We start from the raw sequence: 18,328 nt of genomic DNA on the forward strand, positions 1-18,328 counted from the left end.
AAGTGCGCGAACCGCATCACTCTTGAGCGTCGTGAAGCCCCCTCGAATCTTACGGCGTCGTCAGCTAATGGACGGGCCGCTATGCAGTATGAATGAGTACATGACCAGCAGCTCCCATCCTGTTCCGATGAAGATATCCGTCACTCGTGAAGCGAATTTCTGGTGGGCTAGCCAATCGGAGAACTTCCGGGACGTCTTTCCCGACGGGACGCTGTGGGCACCCCTGCGAGGCAGCATAGGACAACGAAATGCTTTCTGGGACACCTTGCTCGACGTCCGACCAGGTGACATCGTCCTGCACTATGTCCGTCCCGCGATCCGCGGCATCAGCCGGGCAGCAACGCTGCCAGTGCTGGCATATCCACCAGCACGTGGGTACAAAGAGCCCGCCGACACGGAGGGGAGGCTCGTGCTAACGGACCCTGTCCGTGAAGTCCACATCCCATGGGACGACATTCGCGACATTTTGCCTCCCGGAAAGCGCCCCCTAACCATAAAAGGCACGCCGATGAGGGGCTACTTCTTTGACGTGTCCAGAGAAGGTGCCCTGCAGCTGTTGCAGAAAGCTGGGCTGGAGATCACTGACGGCCCTTGTGAAGGGCCGCCCGAGGCTGCGTCGGCCGACCAACACCTCGGTGGTCCGAGCGATAAATGGACATTAGGGGCAATTCGCACAGAGCAGCGCTTCCTACGGAACCAACAACTGCTGCTCAGGGGCAGCTCCTGTTCGATCTGTGGTCATTCCTTCCCGGAACAACTACTGGTCGCCGCTCACATCAAGCCCCGTAAGGACTGCTCGGAGAAGGAACGCATGGACACTCGAAACGTGTCCATGCTCGCCTGCCTCTTCGGCTGCGACGCGCTGTTCGAGCTCGGCTACATCGTCGTCGACGAGTCAGGCCTCATCCAAGCGTGCAAGCCGGCGTCCAAGCAGGTCAGTGCCCGGATAGAGGGCCTCGCCGGTCGTAAATGTCGGGCTCACGACGAGCGATCACGCGGCTACTTTGCATGGCACCGCCAAGCCCATTCCGGCAAGGTTGATCAGGCGGGCGCAAATACTCCCGACCTCCGGTGGCATCCACGATCGCCCTGAGGCGCCCAACAGTGGAACTTGGGCACCACCTCTGGAGCAGTACACGAACATAACCGCCCTCCTGCAGCTGGAATACGCGGCTAACCGCGGATGGAACTCGGTCACCAAAAGCAGGGAAACGACCGCTGTCAATTTGCGGTATCACCGCCAGCCAAATCCGAAGCGCTCCCGATCGCTAGCTCATCCCGCGGTGTCCTTCCCGACGATCATCGGGTCGGTGGCGGCTGTAACCAGATGCCTGTCCGGTGCGCAGATCCAGATACCCGCCGGTCGGCAGCCCGACGGAGCGCCATGCGAACACCGCTTCACCCGCGGCATCGCGCAGCCCGGTGATGATCTGTTGGCGGACGGCCGTGCTGCCTACGCCCACCGGCATTTCATCTGCCGTGACGGCCAGATTCAGGGCGAGCCGCTCGCAAGGCGTTGGGCAACCCGGCTCCCCCAACCTAGCCCTCACAGACCCTCCCTCACGCAAAACAAAACGGGTAGCTTGGACGAAGGACTCTGGCATAGGCGCCGTCCTCCTTCCCACCCTTTTGAATGGATCTACTCCCCCATGTCTTCCGCCCTGCCCTTGCCTGCGCCCAAACGCTTCCCGATCGCCGCGATGCTGGTCCTTGCCACCATCGCCTTCACCGCGATCACCACCGAGCTTTTGACGTCGGGCCTGCTCCCCCAGATCAGCGTCGGCTTGGAGGTGTCGGAGCCCGTGGCGGGGTACCTCGCTGCGGCCTATGCCGCCGTCATCGTAGTTACGGTGATCCCGGCCGCGCGGCTGTTGGCCAGGGTCCCGCGGAAGACCCTGCTCGTCTCGCTCGTCCTCACCTTCGCGTTGAGCAACGTGCTCGTCGGCCTCGCACCGAACTTCGCCGCGGCCATGGGCGGCCGACTCGTTGGGGGCTTGGCGCACGGCCTGCTCTGGACCACCATGGCACCGTTCGTCTCACGCGTGGTCCCGTCCGACAAAGTAGGCAAGGCCCTCGCCATCGTCTTCAGCGGCAACAGCTTGGGCATGGCCATCGGAGCTCCCGTCGGCACAGCCCTCGGTTCAGTCCTCGGCTGGCGCGCAGCCTTCCTCTTCCTGGCCGGTTTCGGCCTGTTGCTGACCGGCCTTGCGCTTTGGCTGCTTCCCCAGGTCCGCCGGACCTCCGACGCCGCTCGACCCTCCATGCGCACTGCCATCGCCCAGCCCGGCGTGAAAGCAGTGGCCATCGCTTGGCCATTATTGGTGCTCGCCCACTTCGCGCTGTTCACCTACATCGCGCCGTTCATCCGCGAAGCCGGGCTGCCCGACTACGCCATCAGCCTCTCCCTCACCGTCCTCGGCGCGTCCGGCCTGGTCGGCATCTGGGTTGCGGGCATCACCGTGGATTCGCGACCCCGCCGTTCACTGCTGATTACGACGGCGGCAATCGCCATCGCTATGCTCCTCCTCCCGCTCGGGGGCGGAACCATGCCCACTGCCATTGCACTTATGGCAGTCTGGGGCGCGGGCCTTGGCGCGATCGGCATCTACAACCAGGCCGCCATCCTGCGCGCCGGCGGCGAATACCGGGATGCCGCCAACGGCCTCACCGTGCTCACCATCCAACTCGGCATCACCATCGGCGCGCTCTACGGCTCCGCCGCCCTGGTGCTGGCCGGCCCGCTCATGGTGCCCGTCGCCGCAGCGCTGCCGGTCGTCGTCGCACTCGTCATCACGCTGACGGGCAAGCGGCACGCTTACCCGCCCGGGCGGAAAGAAGCCGGCTGGTCGGAGCCGAAGGTCAAGGAAATGGCGGACCAGCACTAACCGCTATTTGCCCACCGATTCCTTGCCCAGCACCACGTTCACGGGCGGCTCCCCTGCCCGCAGCAACGAAATCTGCTTCTTGATCAGCCGGACCATCCTGGGGAACATTGCCGAGCTTGCTCCGCCCACATGCGGCGTGATGAGCACACCGGGCACCGTCCAGAGCGGGTGGTCGGCAGGCAGCGGCTCGGGGTCGGTCACGTCCAATGCGGCACGAAGCCGGCCCGACGACGTCTCCCGCAGTAACGCTTCCGTGTCCGCCACCGGGCCCCTCGCCACGTTGACCAACAACGCACCGTCCTGCATCGACGCGAGGAACCGGGCGTCCACCAGCTTGCGGGTGTGCTCGGACAACGGCACGCTGACCACCACGATCTCGTGGAGGGGCAACTGCTCGTACAGCGCATCGATGCCAAAGACATGGCCGTTTTCGTCGTCCCGCTCCCGGCTGGCCAGCCGCGTCACCTGCGTTTCGAACGGCAACAGCCTGGCTTCAATGGCCTTGCCCACTCCCCCGTAGCCGACCAAGAGCACACGGCGGTCCGCCAGGCTGGGGCGCTGGCCGTTGGCCCAGGTTCCGGTTGCCTGGTTTCGCACGAAGTCCGGAATCCCACGCTGGCTGGCGATCATCATGCCCACGGCGAGTTCCGCCGTCGACGTCTCATGGACTCCAGCCGCGTTGGCGAAAACGCAACCCGACGGCAGAACGTCCGCGACGCCGTCGTACCCTATCGACTGGCTCTGGACCAGCCGGACCGGCACGCCGTCCAGCGCCGCGAGCGCATCCGGCCGGCCCATGTAGGGCGGCACCAGCAGGTCGAAATTGTCCGCCGGGGCAGGACCCGTCAGGTCCCACACCACGAACTCGACGTCGGCGGAAGGCTCCATGGCTTCGAGGAGTTGCTGGTCGGGCAGGCACACCCGAAGGCGGGCGGTCACCGTGCCGACACCCTCCGCGGCGGACAGCGCCGTATCGCTCATTTCCATTCCCTGCTTCCCGATTTTCCGGTCGATTAGCCGGACGGCTAGTTCGCATTCCAACACCAATTTACTGAGTGCATTGCCCCGACCCCCACCGACCTGCCTATAGTGGCCATACCCGCACCCTTCTCTGAGCATCGTCGTGCTATCCAGCACGTTCTGCCACCTAGAGGAGAGAACCCCATGGAAAACCGCACGCTTGGTTCATTGACCGTATCTGCCATCGGCCTCGGCTGCATGGGCATGAGCGAGTTCTACGGCGAGGGGGATGAACGCGAATCCATTGCCACCATCAACGACTTCCTCGACGCCGGCGGCAGCCTTTTGGACACCGCGGACATGTACGGGCCGTTCACCAACGAAAAGCTGGTGGGCAAGGCCATCGCCGGTCGCCGTGAAGACGTAGTCCTCGCCACGAAGTTCGGAAACGAAAGGCGCGACGACGGCTCTTGGGTTGGGATCAACGGGAAGCCGGAGTATGTGCGCGCCGCGTGCGACGCAAGCCTGCAACGCCTCGGCGTCGACCACATCGATCTGTACTACCAGCACCGGGTGGACAAGACCGTCCCCATTGAGGAGACCGTCGGGGCGATGGCCGAACTGGTCCCGGCCGGAAAAGTCCGGCACCTGGGACTCTCCGAGGCCGCGCAGGACACCTCGGCCGCGCCCACGCCGTCCATCCCATCACCGCCCTGCAGACCGAATACTCCCTCTGGGAACGGGAACCCGAAACGAAAGTCTTCCCGGTCCTTGCCGAGCTGGGCATCGGGTTCGTTCCCTACAGCCCCCTCGGCCGCGGGTTCCTGACCGGCCAAATTCGCAGCGAGGACGACTTCGCCGAGAACGACTTCCGCCGGCACTCCCCTCGCTTCCAAGGGGAGAACTTCACACGGAACCTCGAACTAGTGGACCGGGTGAAGGAACTAGCCGACCAGAAGCATTGCACCCCGGGGCAGCTGGCCCTCGCGTGGCTGCTGGCCCAGGGCGAGCACATCGTCCCGATCCCCGGCACCAAGAAGCGCGAACGCCTGGCAGAGAACCTGGGGGCCACCGCCGTCGTGCTCTCTCCTGAAGACCTTCAGCGGCTGGACGAGCTCGCGCCTGCCGGCTCCACAGCCGGAGCCCGCTACCCGAACATGGCCACCATCGACGTCTAGGCCCATACCTCTTCTCGAACCTCGGCAAGCGAGGGCGGCCACCATGGTATCCATGGTGGCCGCCCTTGCTTATGCGGATGATTGCCCAGCGTCTGATTGCCCAGTGTCGTTATGCATCTGCCCCTAGAGGGCCCTAACGAAAGATCGAACAAGGAGGTCATCCGGGCTGTAGTTTTCTGCCCAAGCTGCGAAACTCTGGTTGATCGCCATGATATTTATGTTGACGCAGAAGGTGCCGCTATCGGTACCGCTAAGTCCTGACGAGATACGCGGACAAAAGTCTTTACTTTCATCGATCATGGCAAAGATTCCCTCCAGGAACTCCTGACGGTCCGGGCTAAGAAACCACTCGGTTGGCCTATGTCGGTCCGACTCTGAGTAGCTAGAGGCCCCTCCCGCCCAGGAGTCGAGCCAGTGCTCGGGAGGATCGAGCACAGCGTTCGCTTCGATGCTCATGCCTCTGAGAATGCCACGAATTGTGTGCCACGAGCCCTCGGCTCCGCCGAACTGCCGTTCTTGCGTTCCCAAGCCCGTGACTTTGATTCTGTTTGGCGTCGAGTCCCATTCGGCTTGTTCCCTCAAACTGGTGTGCGGTTCATCGGGGTGTCGACCTCATGGTCATACTGCAAGTTTCCGGGTGCGAGCACATAGCCGAGCGAGTGATCAGCGGTGACCCGGTATCAACTGAGGAAAAGTCGGTTCTCGAAATAGCGAATGATTTAGCCAAGCAAAAGGGCTACCTTCCCCTGTTTGATTTGACCGATGGCAACGCACGCATCTCCGAGAATGCAGGACCGGAGCTAGCAAAGTTCTTCGAATCCGAGGAATGGCTAACGAGGAATCGAAGCAGTACGCGGCGCCTCTAACTCCGCGGGTCCGCAAAGTACAGAAACAAAACGATCGGCCTGCGTGGAGACCCGATCGGATCGTCAGGGAGGTCTGCCAGATGACTGGTCGTGCTTTTGTCGTTGCCGCGTCAGCGACGGCGGTGCTCGTGTTTGTCATTCCATACCTTGTCTACTTGCTGTTCGGCGTTGCTCCGAACGGGACCGAGACGTTGATCGTCGTTGTTCTGCTCTGGATCACTACCTGGACGTTCCGCCGTACAAGGTTCAAGCCCGATACCCAATTGCGGTGATCATCGCCTTTGACAAGAAACAAAAACAATCGGCCTGCGTGGACTACCACGCAGGCCGATTGTTTTTTGGGGGGCTATCTATTGAAGGAAGAGCTTAGCCGTCGTCGCCGGCAGGCTTCGTTGTGGCGGTGTAGCCCTCGAGCTTGAGCGCGGCCTGGGCGTACTTGTTGGTGAAGGTGCCACCGACCGGGATCTTCGAGGTGTCCATTCCGAGGGTCTGCTCCATGGCGGCGATGGTCTTCGGGCCGCCCGCAGGCATGATGCCATCCGGGAGGAACTGGCCCTTGTCCTGGTCAAGCGCCTTGACGTAGTCCTCCTTCTTCACGTTCTTGTTCTGGACGTAGTCGGCGGGGAGCTTGTCCGCGATGTCCTGGGCAGAGTGCGTGCTGATCCAGTGCATCGTGTCCACGAGGGCGTTGACGACGCGCTGGACGGCGTCCTCGTGGGACTTGACCCAGTCGGCGTTGGCGATGACGCCAGCGGCCGGCCAGTTGCCCCCGACAGCCTTCGTGGCGCCGTCGGTTGTCGCGAGGTCGATGGCGGACTGCGCAACTCCCTGGCTCTCCATCGCTGCGACGGTGGGCTGGGTGGTCATGACGCAGTCGGCGGCGCCCGTCTTGATGGCTGCGATCGCCGTGGCGCCGGCGCCGGCCTTGTACGTGGTGTAGTCCTTCTTAGTGAGTCCGGCCTTGGAGGCGATGAATTGCGTCAGGGAGTCGGTTCCGGATCCAAGGTCGGTGACGCCCATCTTCTTGCCCTTGATGTCCGCGGGAGAGTGGACGTTGGCGTTCGGGCTGCACATGATCCGCTCGCCCGGAGCTCCGGAGAGCTGGACGATGTTGATGATGTTCTTGCCCTTGGACTGGAAGTCGAACGTGTGGATGTACCAGGCACCGGACATGTCCACCTGGCCGGAGGCCATTGCTTCTTCGGCGCCGACGCCGCCATCAGTCTCGGTGGAGAGCTCCATGTTGACGCCGTACTTCTTGTAGTAGCCAAGCTGGTCGGCGAGTTTGTACGGCAGGTAGATCTGCTTGTCGATGCCGCCGATCATCATTTTCACGGTGGGCATGGGGCCGGAGTTCGTAGCGTCAGCGCTGCCGCTAGCCGAACCTCCGCTCGACGCAGGGGCTCCGCCGCCACAAGCCGAAAGGCTGAGCGCGACTGCTCCGGCAGCGGCAACCGCAAAGATACTGCGCTTCATCATTGGTGTTTTCCTTCTGTCAGCCCAGGGGATCCTGGAGCTTTTGGGGTTGGGTGGGAACGTTGGTGAAAACTAGATGGTCTGGGCTTCAGAGCGGTTTGGCGGCCGCCACTTGAGGAGCCTATGCTCAAGGAGCCCGATGAGGTATTCGGCCGCGAGCGTGACGACGGCGATGATCACCATGCAGGCGAAGACGGTGTCCGGATCGAAGGTGCCCTGGGCTTGGCTGATGATCAGGCCGATCCCCTTCTGGGCGCCGAGCACCTCGGCGACCAGCGCGCCGATGATAGCGAAGCCGAATGCCGTATGAAGGCTCGCGATGATCCACGTCATGGCGGAAGGTATGGTCACGTTCATCGCCACCTGGAACGGTGAAGCGCCGAGCACCCGCACATTCGCGACGAGGTTCTGGTCCACTTCGCGGACGCCCTGGAAAGCGTTGAAGAAGACCACGAAGAACACGAGGACGGCCGCGAGGAGGATCTTCGGGAACGTCCCGAGGCCGAATGCGACGATGAAGATCGAGCCGAGCACAATACGGGGAATCGAGTTGACGATCCGGATGTACGGGCCCACAACTTCGGACAGGTATCTGTTCGAGCCGAGGAGAATCCCGAGGACCACTCCGACGAACGTGCCGAGGAAGAACCCGAGGAATGCCTCCTGGGCCGTGACCCAGAGGTTTTCCCAGATGCTGCCGAAAGCCGTACCTTCCGTGAAGAGCTTGATCAGGGCGTCCCAGATCTGCGAAGGTTGGCCGAAGAAGAACTTATCCACCCAGCCCACCGTGGTAAACCACTGCCAACCGCCCACCACCACGACGGCGAGCACCGCGCGGCCGATCCAGATCGATGCGTTGCGTCGCCGGGCCTTGGTCCGGCCTAGGTTCTTGATTGCTGTCTCGGTTTCCACTGGCTGCTCGCTCTTGCGTGTTTCACTATGCGTGAGGGTTGTCATGCTGCTGCTCCTGATGTGCGCGCATACGCGCGGGTGACCTCGTCCTTCAGGGACTCCCAGATCTGGCCCTGCAGCTCCAGGAACCGCTCCTCGTGCCGGATCTTCTGGACATCTCCACGCGGCCGGGGCAGATCGATCTCGAAAACATCCTTGATGGTGCCGGGGCTGCTGGTCATGATGACCACCTTGTCTGCGAGCGCCACGGCTTCGTCGAGGTCGTGCGTGATGAACAGGACCGAGGGGCGAAGTTCTTCCCAGAGCGCCAGCAGTTCGTTCTGCATGATGGCCTTGGTCTGCACGTCCAGAGCACCGAACGGCTCATCCATCAACAGGATCCGCGGGTTGTTGATCAGCGCCGCCGCCATGGCGACGCGCTTGCGCATGCCACCGGACAACTGGTGCGGGTAACGGTCCTCGAAGCCGGCCAAGCCCACGCGGCGCAGCCAGTCCCTTGCGAGCAACGTGGCTTCCTTCTTGGGCGTCCCGCGCAGGACCGGGCCGATCAAGACGTTTCCGAGAACGGTCTTCCACGGGAAGAGCGCGTCCGCCTGGAACATGTAGCTGACGCCGTCGGTGATGCCGTCCACCAGCTGATCGTGGACCCGCACCGAGCCAGTGCTTGGCCGCTCCAGTCCGGATACCTGGGCCAGGGTGGTCGACTTGCCGCAGCCCGTTGGTCCGACGATCGCGCAGAACTCGCCGGGTTCGACCCTAAGCGTCACATCGCGGATCGCAGTGAAGGTCTCGCCCTTGGGAGTCAGGTAACGCTTGGTCAACCCGACGATATCGATGCCCGCGGCGACCTCCGCCCCCTTTAGGGCCACGGGTGGCCGGTTGGGATAGTTGGAATTCATTTGCTAAGACCTCTCTGTCTTTGGAATCCCTCCATTGGGAGTCCCTCGAATTCGTGATGTAGATCACGGCAACTGTGACAAGCTTAGGAAGGCAGCATTCGGGCCAGAAGTCTTCAGTAAGTTGTGCGCCTTAGCCGCAAATGTGCACGTTTTGTGCATTTTCTGCCGTCGCATCAACTGCAGGGGAAGCCCGCACCGTCGCGGGCAAGAATGGAGCGCAGACGTTGATTAAGGCATTGGTAGTCGACGACGATTTCCGGGTCGCCGGAATCCACGCTGCCCGCGTGGCCAGGGTTGAGGGTTTCGAATGCGTCGGTGAGGTTTACAGCGCCGCAGCCGCGCGGGAGGCGATCGAGCGCCTCAACCCGGACTTGCTCTTGCTGGATGTACATCTTCCGGACGAGGACGGGATCTCAATGCTGCGATCCCTGCAGGCGGCCGGAACCGACGTCGATTGCATCGTCATTACCGCGGCCCAGGACCTGGACACCGTCAAATCAGCGATGACCAGCGGCGCGGTCTACTACTTGGTCAAGCCCTTCAGCTTTGACCGGCTCCGCACACAGTTGGAGGCTTACCGGAACTGGCGGCAGGAGCTGGAATCCGCTTCAACTGCCGACCAGTCAACTATTGACAGCCTCTACAACGCGCGCTCGGCGGGGGTCAGGCCCGCTGCCCCGGCACCGCGCCTGCAGCCCACCATGCAGAAAGCGCTCGACGCCGTCCGGGCCGCCCGGGGCCCCGTCACCGCCGCCGAGATCGCCGGGCAGCTCGGCGTCAGCCGTCCGACGGCCCAGCGTTACCTCAGCGTCCTGGAGCAAAAGGGCCTGCTGGTGCTGGACCTCACGTATGGCGGCACCGGCCGCCCGCTCAACTCCTACACCCTTAGTTGAGCCGACGGCCGGTTCGCTTTTGACTACTCGGCTGCGACCGGTTCGGTCTGCTTTACAAGGGCAGCCTCGAGGTTGATCTTCACCTTGTCGCTCACCAGGAAACCGCCGGTCTCCAACGCGGCGTTCCACGTCAGCCCGAAGTCCTTCCGGCTGATCTCGGACTCGGCGGAGAACCCGGCGCGGGTCGCGCCGAACGGATCAACCGCGACGCCGGTGAACTCGACTTCCAGCTCCACCGGCTTGGTGATCCCCTTGATGGTGAGGTCACCCGTGAGGGTGTAGTCCTCGCCGTCGCCCTCTACGCTCGTGGCGCGGAAGGTCATTTCCGGGTACTTCTCGACGTCGAAAAAGTCGGCACCGCGGACGTGGGCGTCACGGTTCGCATCGCCCGAGTCGAAGCTCGCGGTCTTGACGGTGGCGTGGAGTGACGCGTCGGCCAGGGATTCGCGCACGCGGGCCTCGGCAGTTGCATCCGTGAAACGGCCGCGCACCTTGCTGATGCCGGCGTGCCGGACGCTGAACCCGATCTCGCTGTGGGCCATGTCCAACAACCAGGTGCCTGAAGAGAAACCTTGGGGAAGAGTCATTGTGGATCTCCTGATTCGAAAGAGTCTCGCGTGGATGGGTCCCTTCCACCCTTGTTGAGCCCGAAGTTGAAGTCAAGGACTCGAAGGCGGCTTACAGGGAACTCCCATGGTTGCCAGCTCCGGAGCAGTCACTTCCCCGTAGCCGGGACCACGTCCCCCTTCTCCAGGCGGACCGGGCAGCCGAGGCGCGCTTCGTAGGCGGCAGCCAGGGCACTGCTGTCTGCGCTGTCTGAGACCGTGACCACCACATGGGATCCGTCATTGGCCATAGCAACCACCCGGACCCGTGCATCTTCCGTCAAAAGGGTTCCCGCGCGGTCCATGACAGTTCCGGGAACGCATGCTGCCGAACGGATCGAGATGTCAATACCAGGGAGCTGGTTGCGCAAGCGTGAGATGCTGTCGTTCTCCGGGCCGTGCCACACGATGACGAGCTTCCCTTGCTCCAGAGCGACTGACCCGAAGTTGGGGTCGCCGCGTAACTCCTTGGTGATGAGGTCGGCCGCCGACGACAGCTTCCCATTCTGCGGCGCCGCTTCGGTAATCTGGACCGGATCGGTAGCTTGTATTGAGCCGGCATGACGTTGGACGCCTCCGTCGCAGGCCGTCAACGCGGCGCCGGAGAGCAGCATCGCGGAGACCACGCCTGAGCGCCCAACGAAGGTCATGCGGTTCACGGAGATCATCCCTCGACGAAACTGATAGAGGGGTATCGAATATTCTACGACCCCGCCTGGCCGGTCCGCCCAGCGCAATGTCCGGCTAAGCCACCGCCCCCGGTTTCCGCCAAGCCAGGGCCAACACGAACACCACCGCGCTCAGCGCCAGCATCACCAACACCATGAGGCCCCAGTTCGCCTGGTTGACCCCGGGCCCGTACAGAACACCGATAAGTACCGTCGCCGTGATGGCCCCGAGGTATCGGCACGTCTGGAAGATTCCGGCGGCTACTCCCCTGTCTTCCGGCCGTGCGGACACATACAAACCTTGATTGGACGACGTGCTGACCACGCCGTACGGCACGCCCATTAGTGCCGTGAGCACGAGCACCAACGGGGGCCAGAAGGACAACGTCAGCGCTCCGAGCGCACCGGAAGCCAGCGTCAAAAGCACGACGCCGGCGATCATTACGGACCGCACGCCGAACCGCTCAATGAACCGCACGGTCACCGGGGTCATGAAAACCGACATGGCAGCAAGGGGCAGCATCAGCAGGCCGACCACGCCGGCGTCGTACTTTCCAGCCTGCTGCAGCAACTGCGGAAGGCCGAAGAAAGCAAAATAGTAGACCGCGCTGAACACCGCGAAACCCAAGTACAACACCAGCAGCGGCCGGTTCCGGCCGAGCAGCCGCAGGTCCAGGAAGGGCGGACTGAACCGCAACTCGCGCAATGCGAACAGCCCCGCCAGGACCACGGCGACGCCGATGAACCACCAGCGGTACGCCGGCATCACGTTGAGCAGCGCCATCATCGCGAGCGTCAACGAGGCAATGAACGCCAGGATGCCCGGAATGTCGGAATCGCGGAGGAGGGTTGAGAGCTTGCCGCTTTCGCGTCCGACGTCGGGCGGCGCCACCCGCTGCACCACAACCAGGGCCAGAAGCGAGATCGGCACGTTGATCGCGAACAGCGCCTGCCAGCCGACCAGGCTCACCAAAAGGCCGCCGACGACGGGCCCCACCGCAGCGGCCGAAGTGTTCGCCATCTGGATGCGGCCCAGGGGTCGGGTGGTGCTGATGTTCGCCTGCCGGCTGAGCGTCGAGACCATGACGACGGCGCACGGGTACGCCGTGGCGGTCCCCACCGCCATGAGCGCGCGGGCTACGCAGACCAGCGCGAAGTTCGGTGAGAACGGTGCCAGAAGGCACGAGATGGCGACCACCGCCATGCCGAAAGTAAACAACCTCCGCGGACCAAAGCGGTCTGCCAGGCGGCCCATGAGCGGCTGGCCTGCCGCCGAGGCGAGGTAGAAGGACGTAATAACCCACGTGACCGTGGCGACGTCGAGCGCAAAGTCCCGGCGCAGAACCACCAGCGCGACCGCGATCATCGATGAGTTCAACGGGTTCAGCGCCGTCCCGAGACTCAGTGCAGCGATCGCTAGGCCGGGGCGGGATTGGTTGGTCACGTCCCTAAGTCTGGTACATCGTTGCCTGAGGTCACGAAACGGCGCGTCACGAACCTCGCTTGGGGACCGTCAGCTCTGCGCTTCGGTCTGTAGCGGCTTCTTCTTACCGTTGGCGTCCTGGGTGAGCGTCGGAGCCGCGGGCTTCGGCGGGACCACAACGGGAGCTGCCGGAGCGGGTGCCGGAGCTGGTGCCGGAGCGGGAGCTGGTGCCGGAGCGGGAGCTGGTGCCGGAGCGGGAGCTGGTGCCGGAGCTGGCGCCGGGGCCGGCGGGATGCACGAGTAGTTGTAGTCGAAGTCCGTGGTGAATTGGGTGAGTGCAACCACACCGCCGGCTGNTGGCGCCGGGGCCGGCGGGATGCACGAGTAGTTGTAGTCGAAGTCCGTGGTGAATTGGGTGAGTGCAACCACACCGCCGGCTGTTAGCGGCGGCGCCGAACAGAGTTCCACTGCGGTCTCCGGAGATGTCGCGCCGGCAAGCCAACTCTTGAGCCCGTTCAAATTGCTGTCAGGATGAAGTTGACCGGCGATTAGCCCGAACTGGTACGAGGTTGAGTAGATGCCTACCGCCGCGCCGATGCTCTGCAAATACGCGGCCATGCCTTCGATATCCGCGGCGTTGGCGACAGTGTCCGAAGACCACGCATTTCCGGTCTCGACATCCAGCCACCACATGCGCTTGGCTGGGTCGCTGACCCCGTACCGATTGACGTCGTCGAAGGCCATGCCATAGCCGTAGAGGTAGGCGCACGCGGCCGAAGCTGTCCCGTCGCAGCTCCCATAGGGGTTGCGATTGCTCATGACCACGTCCGCATCGGAGGCAGGCCACCACCCGCCGTACTCGGAGGGGTTGGCCGTGTTGACGTACACGGCGGCTGCGGGTTGGCTAGTCCCGCCCGCCGAGCCGCTGGCCCAGCCCAGCTGCTCGGCGAGACAGGGATTCGCGGTGCCCGGCCGGCCGTCGTTCACGCCGATAATGCCGAACGCCTGGCCCGCGGGAAGTCCGCCATCACATTGGGGCCAGGAAATATCGCTGCCCAAGACGATGCCCGAAGCCTCCATGGGTGCGGCGTGCGCGGGGGAGAGTGGTGCGGCTGTCCCGGCAAGTAAAAGGCAAACGACGGCCATGAGTTTTGTAGTTTTCATGATGTGCGTCCTTGGCATGGATCAGGGCCCTGCCGGGGGTCTGGTACTGCCGCACATTGCGTCCCAAAAGCAATGGCAGTGAGCCATCTTCGGCTCACTACGGATCCTACGGACGGGCTTCTGGGCAGCCTTGAGTGATCCCTACTGGACTTGATTAACGAATTTGCGCGTAAGTGGGCGCCCTGCACTTGGAGTACTGCCCATGCAGGAGTACTCAGCCCACCGCGGAACCTTCGTCAGGACGCGATAAGACCGTCAGCGACTACCGCGAGCATCGATGCTGCCGCATCGGCGGGAAGTTCGCTGTTATCCACCACTGCGGCAACGCCACCGACGAGCCGGCTGATCTGCATCGCATCGACTCCGGGGCGCAAGGCGGAGTCCAACGCTTCGATGATGCGCTGATTGGCGCCCAAGTAGGTCTGGCACTTCGCGGCAAATGGTGAACCCGGGTCGCCCAATGCAGCGGTGATCCGCGCGGCGGCGCCCTTGTGTTCCGTCAGCATCGATGCGTAGGCCGTCAACCACTTCAACAACCGATCCCGCGCGGGGGCGTCCAAGGTGAGGGCACGGTCGACGGCGGTGTTGACCTTCTCTGCCCACGCTTCCAGGACGGCGTCGTACAGCGACTCCTTGGTCGGGAAGTGCCGGTAAAGCGTGCCGGGTCCCACTTCGGCCGCCTTGGCGACCTCGTCCATCGAAACGGCCTCGAAGCCTTTGGCCCGGAAGAGCGCGCGTGCAACCTCCACGATTCGGTCGCGGTTGCGTTGAGCGTCAGCACGCACGGAAAACACCTTTCGATACACCATTGCAAAACGGAGAGCGTCTCCGTATAGTTCTAAGCGGAGCAACTCTCCTCTTAGTGTACGTCAGCCCCCTCGGCTAGAACAGGACACCCCCATGACACCCACAATCGCCACACGCGCACCCGCCGGGATCGCTCGGAGCAGCGGAACCCCGCGCGGCCGCGCCAGCAGCATCGGCCTTTGGCTGGTCATGCTGGCCCAACTCATGCTTGTCCTCGACGCGACGGTCGTGAACGTCGCGCTCCCCCACATCGCCACCGACCTCCACTTCGACCGGGCCGAACTCAGCTGGGTCCTGAACGGCTACGCCGTCGCTTTCGGCGGCCTCCTGCTGCTCGGCGGACGGATCGGGGACGTCGTCGGCCGCCGTCGCACCTTCCTGGTGGGCGTCGCGGCCTTCACGCTCTTCTCACTGCTTGGCGGCCTGGCCACTTCGCCCCTCCTCCTCGTCGTCGCGCGCGCACTCCAGGGCCTGGGCGCCGCATTCGCCGCCCCGAGCGTGCTCGCGCTCATCACCACCAGCGCAAAGGACGACGGCGCGCGGAACCGGGCGCTCGCCCTCTTCTCAGCCATCGCGTCCATGGGCGGCGCGCTCGGACTCATCCTCGGCGGGCTCCTCACCGACACCACCAGCTGGCGGTGGACCCTCTTCATCAACGTGCCGATCGGCGTCGTCGTCCTCATTGCGGTGCCGCGCCTGGTCGCGGAAACTCCCCGGCGTCCCGGGCGCTTCGACATCCTCGGAGCGGTGACCGCCACAGGCGGCGCAATCGCCATCGTGTGGGCCCTCATCCAAGCGGGCGACGTCGGGTGGTCCAGCCCGCGCACGATCGGCGGCCTTGCTGTCGGGGCCGCGCTGATCGCAGTGCTTGCCGTCACCGAGCGGAGGGTGGCCCACCCATTGCTCCGGCCGCAACTGCTGCGCAGCCCGAGCCGAGTGGCGGCGCTGGGAGCGATGGCTGCCACCTACGGCGGGATGTTGGCGATGTTCTTTCTCATGGTCCAGTACCTCGAAGACGATCTGCACTTCACGCCAATACTGACCGGGCTGGCGTTCCTGCCGATGCCGCTCAGCATCTTCGCGATGTCGCGGATCGTCCCGCGTCTCCTCGAGCGCGTCGGGGCCGTAAGGCTGGTCATCCTCGGTGCCGCGCTCCGCGTCGTCGCCTTCTTGCCGCTGACGCAACTGACTACGGACACCCCGTTTGCCCTCGTTCTGCTTGCACTGCTGGGCACTGGAATCTCGGCCGGCTTGACGTTCATGCCGCTCACGACGCTCGCGCTCCGCAACGTCGAACCCGAGCACGCGGGGTCGGCGTCGGGACTCTTCCAGACCATGCAGCAACTGGGCGGCGCTGTCGGCCTGGCGATCGTGGCTTCGACCTACGCGGCCTTCGCGATCCCCGGCGACTTCCTGACCGGCGGCCGGGCAGGGTTCTGGTCCGCAACCGTCCTCTCGGCGCTTGCGCTAGCAGCCGTCCTGGGGCTGGTCTTCAGACGCCGGGAGGCGGCTCAAGTTTGACCGTGGCTTGAGTTGGACCGTGAGGTTACAGGCCGCCTAGGCCCTTGGCATAGGCGGCCTGTCCCGCGTGCTGAAGGCAATCGGCAATCGTACTGACCAGGCGCACGCCGAGCGTGACCGGCGGATCCCAGCGGGTGTCGACAATCCGATCGAGGTCCTGGTCGCCGAGCGTTTTCACGAACTCTTCGGTCTGGCTGTGGACGGCGTCGTAGTATTCGAGCAACAGTTCCGGCGGAGCCTGGACCGAATCGACTTTGTCGCTCGAGTGGCCGTAGCCGGTGTCGCGTTCGGGCAGCGGCAGCTTGAAGCGGCTGGCAAAGTCCTGTGAGGTCCACACCTGTTCGACGCCGGCGGCGGACGCCACTTGAACGTCCTCCACCCGGCTGAGGTGCCAGATCAACCACGCGATCGAGTTTCCGGTGCCGTCGGGCCGGCGGACCAGGGCCTCGCCGTCGACCCCGTCCAGAGTGGCGGCAACTATGTCGCGGATCCGGGCAAAAGCGTCGAGCAGCAGTTCGTTGGATCGCATCGTTTCCTCCCGCTGTGCGTTGGCTACCTCTACCACCCAACCAGAGCCCGAACCGCTTGGGCAACCAGGTTTGGGCTTTGTCGTTCTGTCGTCACCACATGGGTGTCGAGACGGACGTTGCTGAGGATTTCATCGAGCTCCACGCTGCGATCCAGGTGCCAGGCCAACTCCAGACTTTTGGGCTCGTGTCGGTTCCTGAGGCGTTCCTGAACGATGTCGATAGGCGCCTTCAGCCGGATCACGGTGAGTTTTCCTCCCCCGAGAGCTGCACGATAGCGGTCCACCTCCGCGGGTTGCTCAAGCACTCCCGCCAGAATGAACCTCCTTACGCCGGCGTCGCGATAGTTTCCGGCGACAGCCCGGAGGTTCCTCAGTTCAAGCTCGTGGTTGAAGCGGTCCCCCGGTGGTGCAGGCCAGCTCCGCCGAAACCCATCGAGGTCGATCACGGCGTTGTTGATTCCGTCGGCGGCGAGGAGCGAGTGCAAGGCTTCGCCGGTGCTCGTCTTGCCAGCACCAACCGTGCCGTTGAGGAAGACACTCTCAGGATCCATAGCCATCCGAGGAGTCTAGGCGGATGGCTGCAGGCACCGCTGCCCCAGGCAAAGCGGCTACAGGGCAGGGACGGGAGGGGATCCGCGGGCATAAGCTACAAGCAGGACGTCTCTACTGACTCCGGGAGCTCAAATGGACACTGAATTCGCTGATGTCATCGGTCATGATGTCACCACGATCACCTGCGTCTGCGGAAACACGGTCAGCAAAGAAGGATTGATTCAGGCCAACTCGCAGGGCGTCCCCGTTTACGCCGAAGTTGGGACACCGGTCCCCGCAGGGCTGGCTCCGTGGCCCGAGGATGAGGACCTCTACACTCTGTGTCCTTCATGTGGGCGGGTCTACCACGACACCGTCATTGAAGAGACCGGGACCGCACCAGTTGCCTTCCAAATCGACGTCGCCGAAGGCCCGATCGCCGAGGCGATCCGGGTTCATTGGGAGCTTGGCACCTGATTTTTTGCAGGTTTTTCCCTGTTTCGCTTTTCTTTGCGCCGAGGGGCAGTCCGGGAGCCTAAAATGTCAGACCCCCGTGACAGGGTTTATTCATGGAAGGCATCGGACAACTCGCGGCACGTCGGGCAGCCCCGCCCGACACCGTGAACGCGCCGTCCGACGCCGGGAGCGCGCCGTCTGATGGCGGTATCGCGACGTCTGATGGCGGGATCGCGACGCTCCGGCCCGTGACCCGGCGCTTGAAGCCCGTCGGTGCCCGGCATGCCCAGTTCCAAAGCCAGGCCGGTATTTTGCTTCAAGACCGGGCCCGGTTCCGGGACGGTACGTGGTTTCAAAACCTGGCCCGGTTGCAAGACCCGGCCCGGCTCCAAAACCCGGCCGCGGCTGTGCGGTTCCCGGCCGCTGGTCTTGATCCGGTGGTGGCGGCAATGGACGCGCTGCGCTCAACCGCGCTCTCCCAGGCCCGCTTGTTTGGGGTCCAGGAAGCCGCTGATTTCGCCGGGAAGGTCGAGGAGATCTCGCGGACGGTGGAAT

19 protein-coding genes and 2 pseudogenes are annotated in these 18,328 nt (G+C 63.8%); 8 read left to right on the top strand and 13 right to left on the bottom strand.

The features are described 5' to 3' along the window. The first annotated feature begins 100 nt into the window (after positions 1–100). A complete protein-coding gene (locus tag L0B83_RS02220) occupies positions 101–1,093 on the top strand; it encodes an HNH endonuclease signature motif containing protein (RefSeq protein WP_234756534.1) in 993 nt (330 codons plus the stop codon). A 175-nt stretch (positions 1,094–1,268) separates the two neighbouring features. Here L0B83_RS02220 and L0B83_RS02225 read toward each other — a convergent pair whose 3' ends face one another. Beyond that, a complete protein-coding gene (locus L0B83_RS02225; protein ID WP_234756535.1) occupies positions 1,269–1,550 on the bottom strand; it encodes a hypothetical protein in 282 nt (93 codons plus the stop codon). Between the two features lie 99 nt (positions 1,551–1,649). Between L0B83_RS02225 and L0B83_RS02230 the strand changes: the two genes are divergently transcribed. Next, positions 1,650–2,885 (top strand): MFS transporter, encoded by a 1,236-nt coding sequence (locus L0B83_RS02230; protein WP_234756536.1) that lies wholly within the window; start codon positions 1,650–1,652, stop codon positions 2,883–2,885. A gap of 3 nt (positions 2,886–2,888) precedes the next feature. On the opposite strand, the gene L0B83_RS02235 is transcribed toward L0B83_RS02230, so the two are convergent. After that, positions 2,889–3,824 (bottom strand): 2-hydroxyacid dehydrogenase, encoded by a 936-nt coding sequence (locus tag L0B83_RS02235; protein WP_234756620.1) that lies wholly within the window; start codon positions 3,822–3,824, stop codon positions 2,889–2,891. 225 nt (positions 3,825–4,049) lie between these two features. Here L0B83_RS02235 and L0B83_RS02240 point away from each other — a divergent pair. Continuing rightward, a pseudogene (locus L0B83_RS02240) lies at positions 4,050–5,023 on the top strand (aldo/keto reductase). A gap of 123 nt (positions 5,024–5,146) precedes the next feature. Here L0B83_RS02240 and L0B83_RS02245 read toward each other — a convergent pair. Continuing rightward, on the bottom strand, positions 5,147–5,479 hold the full coding sequence (locus L0B83_RS02245; RefSeq protein ID WP_234756537.1) for a hypothetical protein: 333 nt from the start codon (positions 5,477–5,479) through the stop codon (positions 5,147–5,149). A 490-nt stretch (positions 5,480–5,969) separates the two neighbouring features. On the opposite strand from L0B83_RS02245, the gene L0B83_RS02250 reads away from it, so the two are divergent. Next, complete coding sequence (locus tag L0B83_RS02250) at positions 5,970–6,161, top strand: hypothetical protein (protein WP_234756538.1); 192 nt, start codon at positions 5,970–5,972, stop codon at positions 6,159–6,161. 94 nt (positions 6,162–6,255) lie between these two features. Here L0B83_RS02250 and L0B83_RS02255 read toward each other — a convergent pair whose 3' ends face one another. The 3 genes from L0B83_RS02255 to L0B83_RS02265 all read right to left on the bottom strand — a co-directional run bounded on the left by L0B83_RS02255 (position 6,256) and on the right by L0B83_RS02265 (position 9,176). Then, positions 6,256–7,368, bottom strand: coding sequence for an ABC transporter substrate-binding protein (locus L0B83_RS02255; RefSeq protein WP_234756539.1), 1,113 nt, complete (start codon positions 7,366–7,368; stop codon positions 6,256–6,258). A gap of 69 nt (positions 7,369–7,437) precedes the next feature. Then, the gene (locus L0B83_RS02260; protein ID WP_234756541.1) at positions 7,438–8,322 is read right to left on the bottom strand and encodes an ABC transporter permease; all 885 of its coding nucleotides are present in this window, start codon (positions 8,320–8,322) and stop codon (positions 7,438–7,440) included. Then, a complete protein-coding gene (locus tag L0B83_RS02265; RefSeq protein ID WP_234756542.1) occupies positions 8,319–9,176 on the bottom strand; it encodes an ABC transporter ATP-binding protein in 858 nt (285 codons plus the stop codon). The genes L0B83_RS02260 and L0B83_RS02265 overlap by 4 nt, the downstream gene beginning before the upstream one ends. Before the next feature lie 224 nt (positions 9,177–9,400). Between L0B83_RS02265 and L0B83_RS02270 the strand changes: the two genes are divergently transcribed. Then, positions 9,401–10,069 carry a response regulator gene (locus tag L0B83_RS02270; protein WP_234756544.1) on the top strand — a complete coding sequence of 223 codons (669 nt, stop codon included), beginning with the start codon at positions 9,401–9,403 and terminating at the stop codon, positions 10,067–10,069. Between the two features lie 23 nt (positions 10,070–10,092). Here L0B83_RS02270 and L0B83_RS02275 read toward each other — a convergent pair whose 3' ends face one another. The 5 genes from L0B83_RS02275 to L0B83_RS02295 form a co-directional block, all read right to left on the bottom strand. Continuing rightward, positions 10,093–10,656: a YceI family protein gene (locus L0B83_RS02275; RefSeq protein ID WP_234756546.1), complete on the bottom strand. Its 564-nt coding sequence runs from the start codon at positions 10,654–10,656 to the stop codon at positions 10,093–10,095. A 128-nt stretch (positions 10,657–10,784) separates the two neighbouring features. Further along, positions 10,785–11,333 carry a hypothetical protein gene (locus tag L0B83_RS02280; RefSeq protein WP_234756548.1) on the bottom strand — a complete coding sequence of 183 codons (549 nt, stop codon included), beginning with the start codon at positions 11,331–11,333 and terminating at the stop codon, positions 10,785–10,787. An 85-nt stretch (positions 11,334–11,418) separates the two neighbouring features. Next, positions 11,419–12,786, bottom strand: coding sequence for an MFS transporter (locus tag L0B83_RS02285; RefSeq protein WP_234756549.1), 1,368 nt, complete (start codon positions 12,784–12,786; stop codon positions 11,419–11,421). Between the two features lie 69 nt (positions 12,787–12,855). Then, on the bottom strand, positions 12,856–13,947 hold the full coding sequence (locus tag L0B83_RS20110; protein ID WP_504745241.1) for a hypothetical protein: 1,092 nt from the start codon (positions 13,945–13,947) through the stop codon (positions 12,856–12,858). Between the two features lie 218 nt (positions 13,948–14,165). Further along, positions 14,166–14,714 carry a TetR/AcrR family transcriptional regulator gene (locus L0B83_RS02295; protein WP_234756553.1) on the bottom strand — a complete coding sequence of 183 codons (549 nt, stop codon included), beginning with the start codon at positions 14,712–14,714 and terminating at the stop codon, positions 14,166–14,168. Positions 14,715–14,829: 115 nt separating this feature from the next. On the opposite strand from L0B83_RS02295, the gene L0B83_RS02300 reads away from it, so the two are divergent. Further along, positions 14,830–16,257: an MFS transporter gene (locus L0B83_RS02300; protein ID WP_234756555.1), complete on the top strand. Its 1,428-nt coding sequence runs from the start codon at positions 14,830–14,832 to the stop codon at positions 16,255–16,257. A 25-nt stretch (positions 16,258–16,282) separates the two neighbouring features. On the opposite strand, the gene L0B83_RS02305 is transcribed toward L0B83_RS02300, so the two are convergent. Both L0B83_RS02305 and L0B83_RS02310 read right to left on the bottom strand, forming a co-directional pair. Beyond that, complete coding sequence (locus L0B83_RS02305) at positions 16,283–16,786, bottom strand: mycothiol transferase (protein WP_234756557.1); 504 nt, start codon at positions 16,784–16,786, stop codon at positions 16,283–16,285. A gap of 29 nt (positions 16,787–16,815) precedes the next feature. Then, entirely contained in the window at positions 16,816–17,343 is a 528-nt protein-coding gene (locus L0B83_RS02310) for an AAA family ATPase (protein WP_234756559.1), read from the bottom strand. A 127-nt stretch (positions 17,344–17,470) separates the two neighbouring features. Here L0B83_RS02310 and L0B83_RS02315 point away from each other — a divergent pair, with 127 nt between their 5' ends. Both L0B83_RS02315 and L0B83_RS02320 read left to right on the top strand, forming a co-directional pair. Continuing rightward, positions 17,471–17,794, top strand: coding sequence for a hypothetical protein (locus L0B83_RS02315; protein ID WP_234756561.1), 324 nt, complete (start codon positions 17,471–17,473; stop codon positions 17,792–17,794). Between the two features lie 92 nt (positions 17,795–17,886). Further along, positions 17,887–18,328 (top strand): annotated as a pseudogene (locus L0B83_RS02320) (hypothetical protein); the annotation flags it as partial.

Origin of the sequence: Arthrobacter alkaliphilus (assembly GCF_021483235.1) — a bacterium.
Lineage (GTDB): Bacteria > Actinomycetota > Actinomycetes > Actinomycetales > Micrococcaceae > Arthrobacter > Arthrobacter alkaliphilus.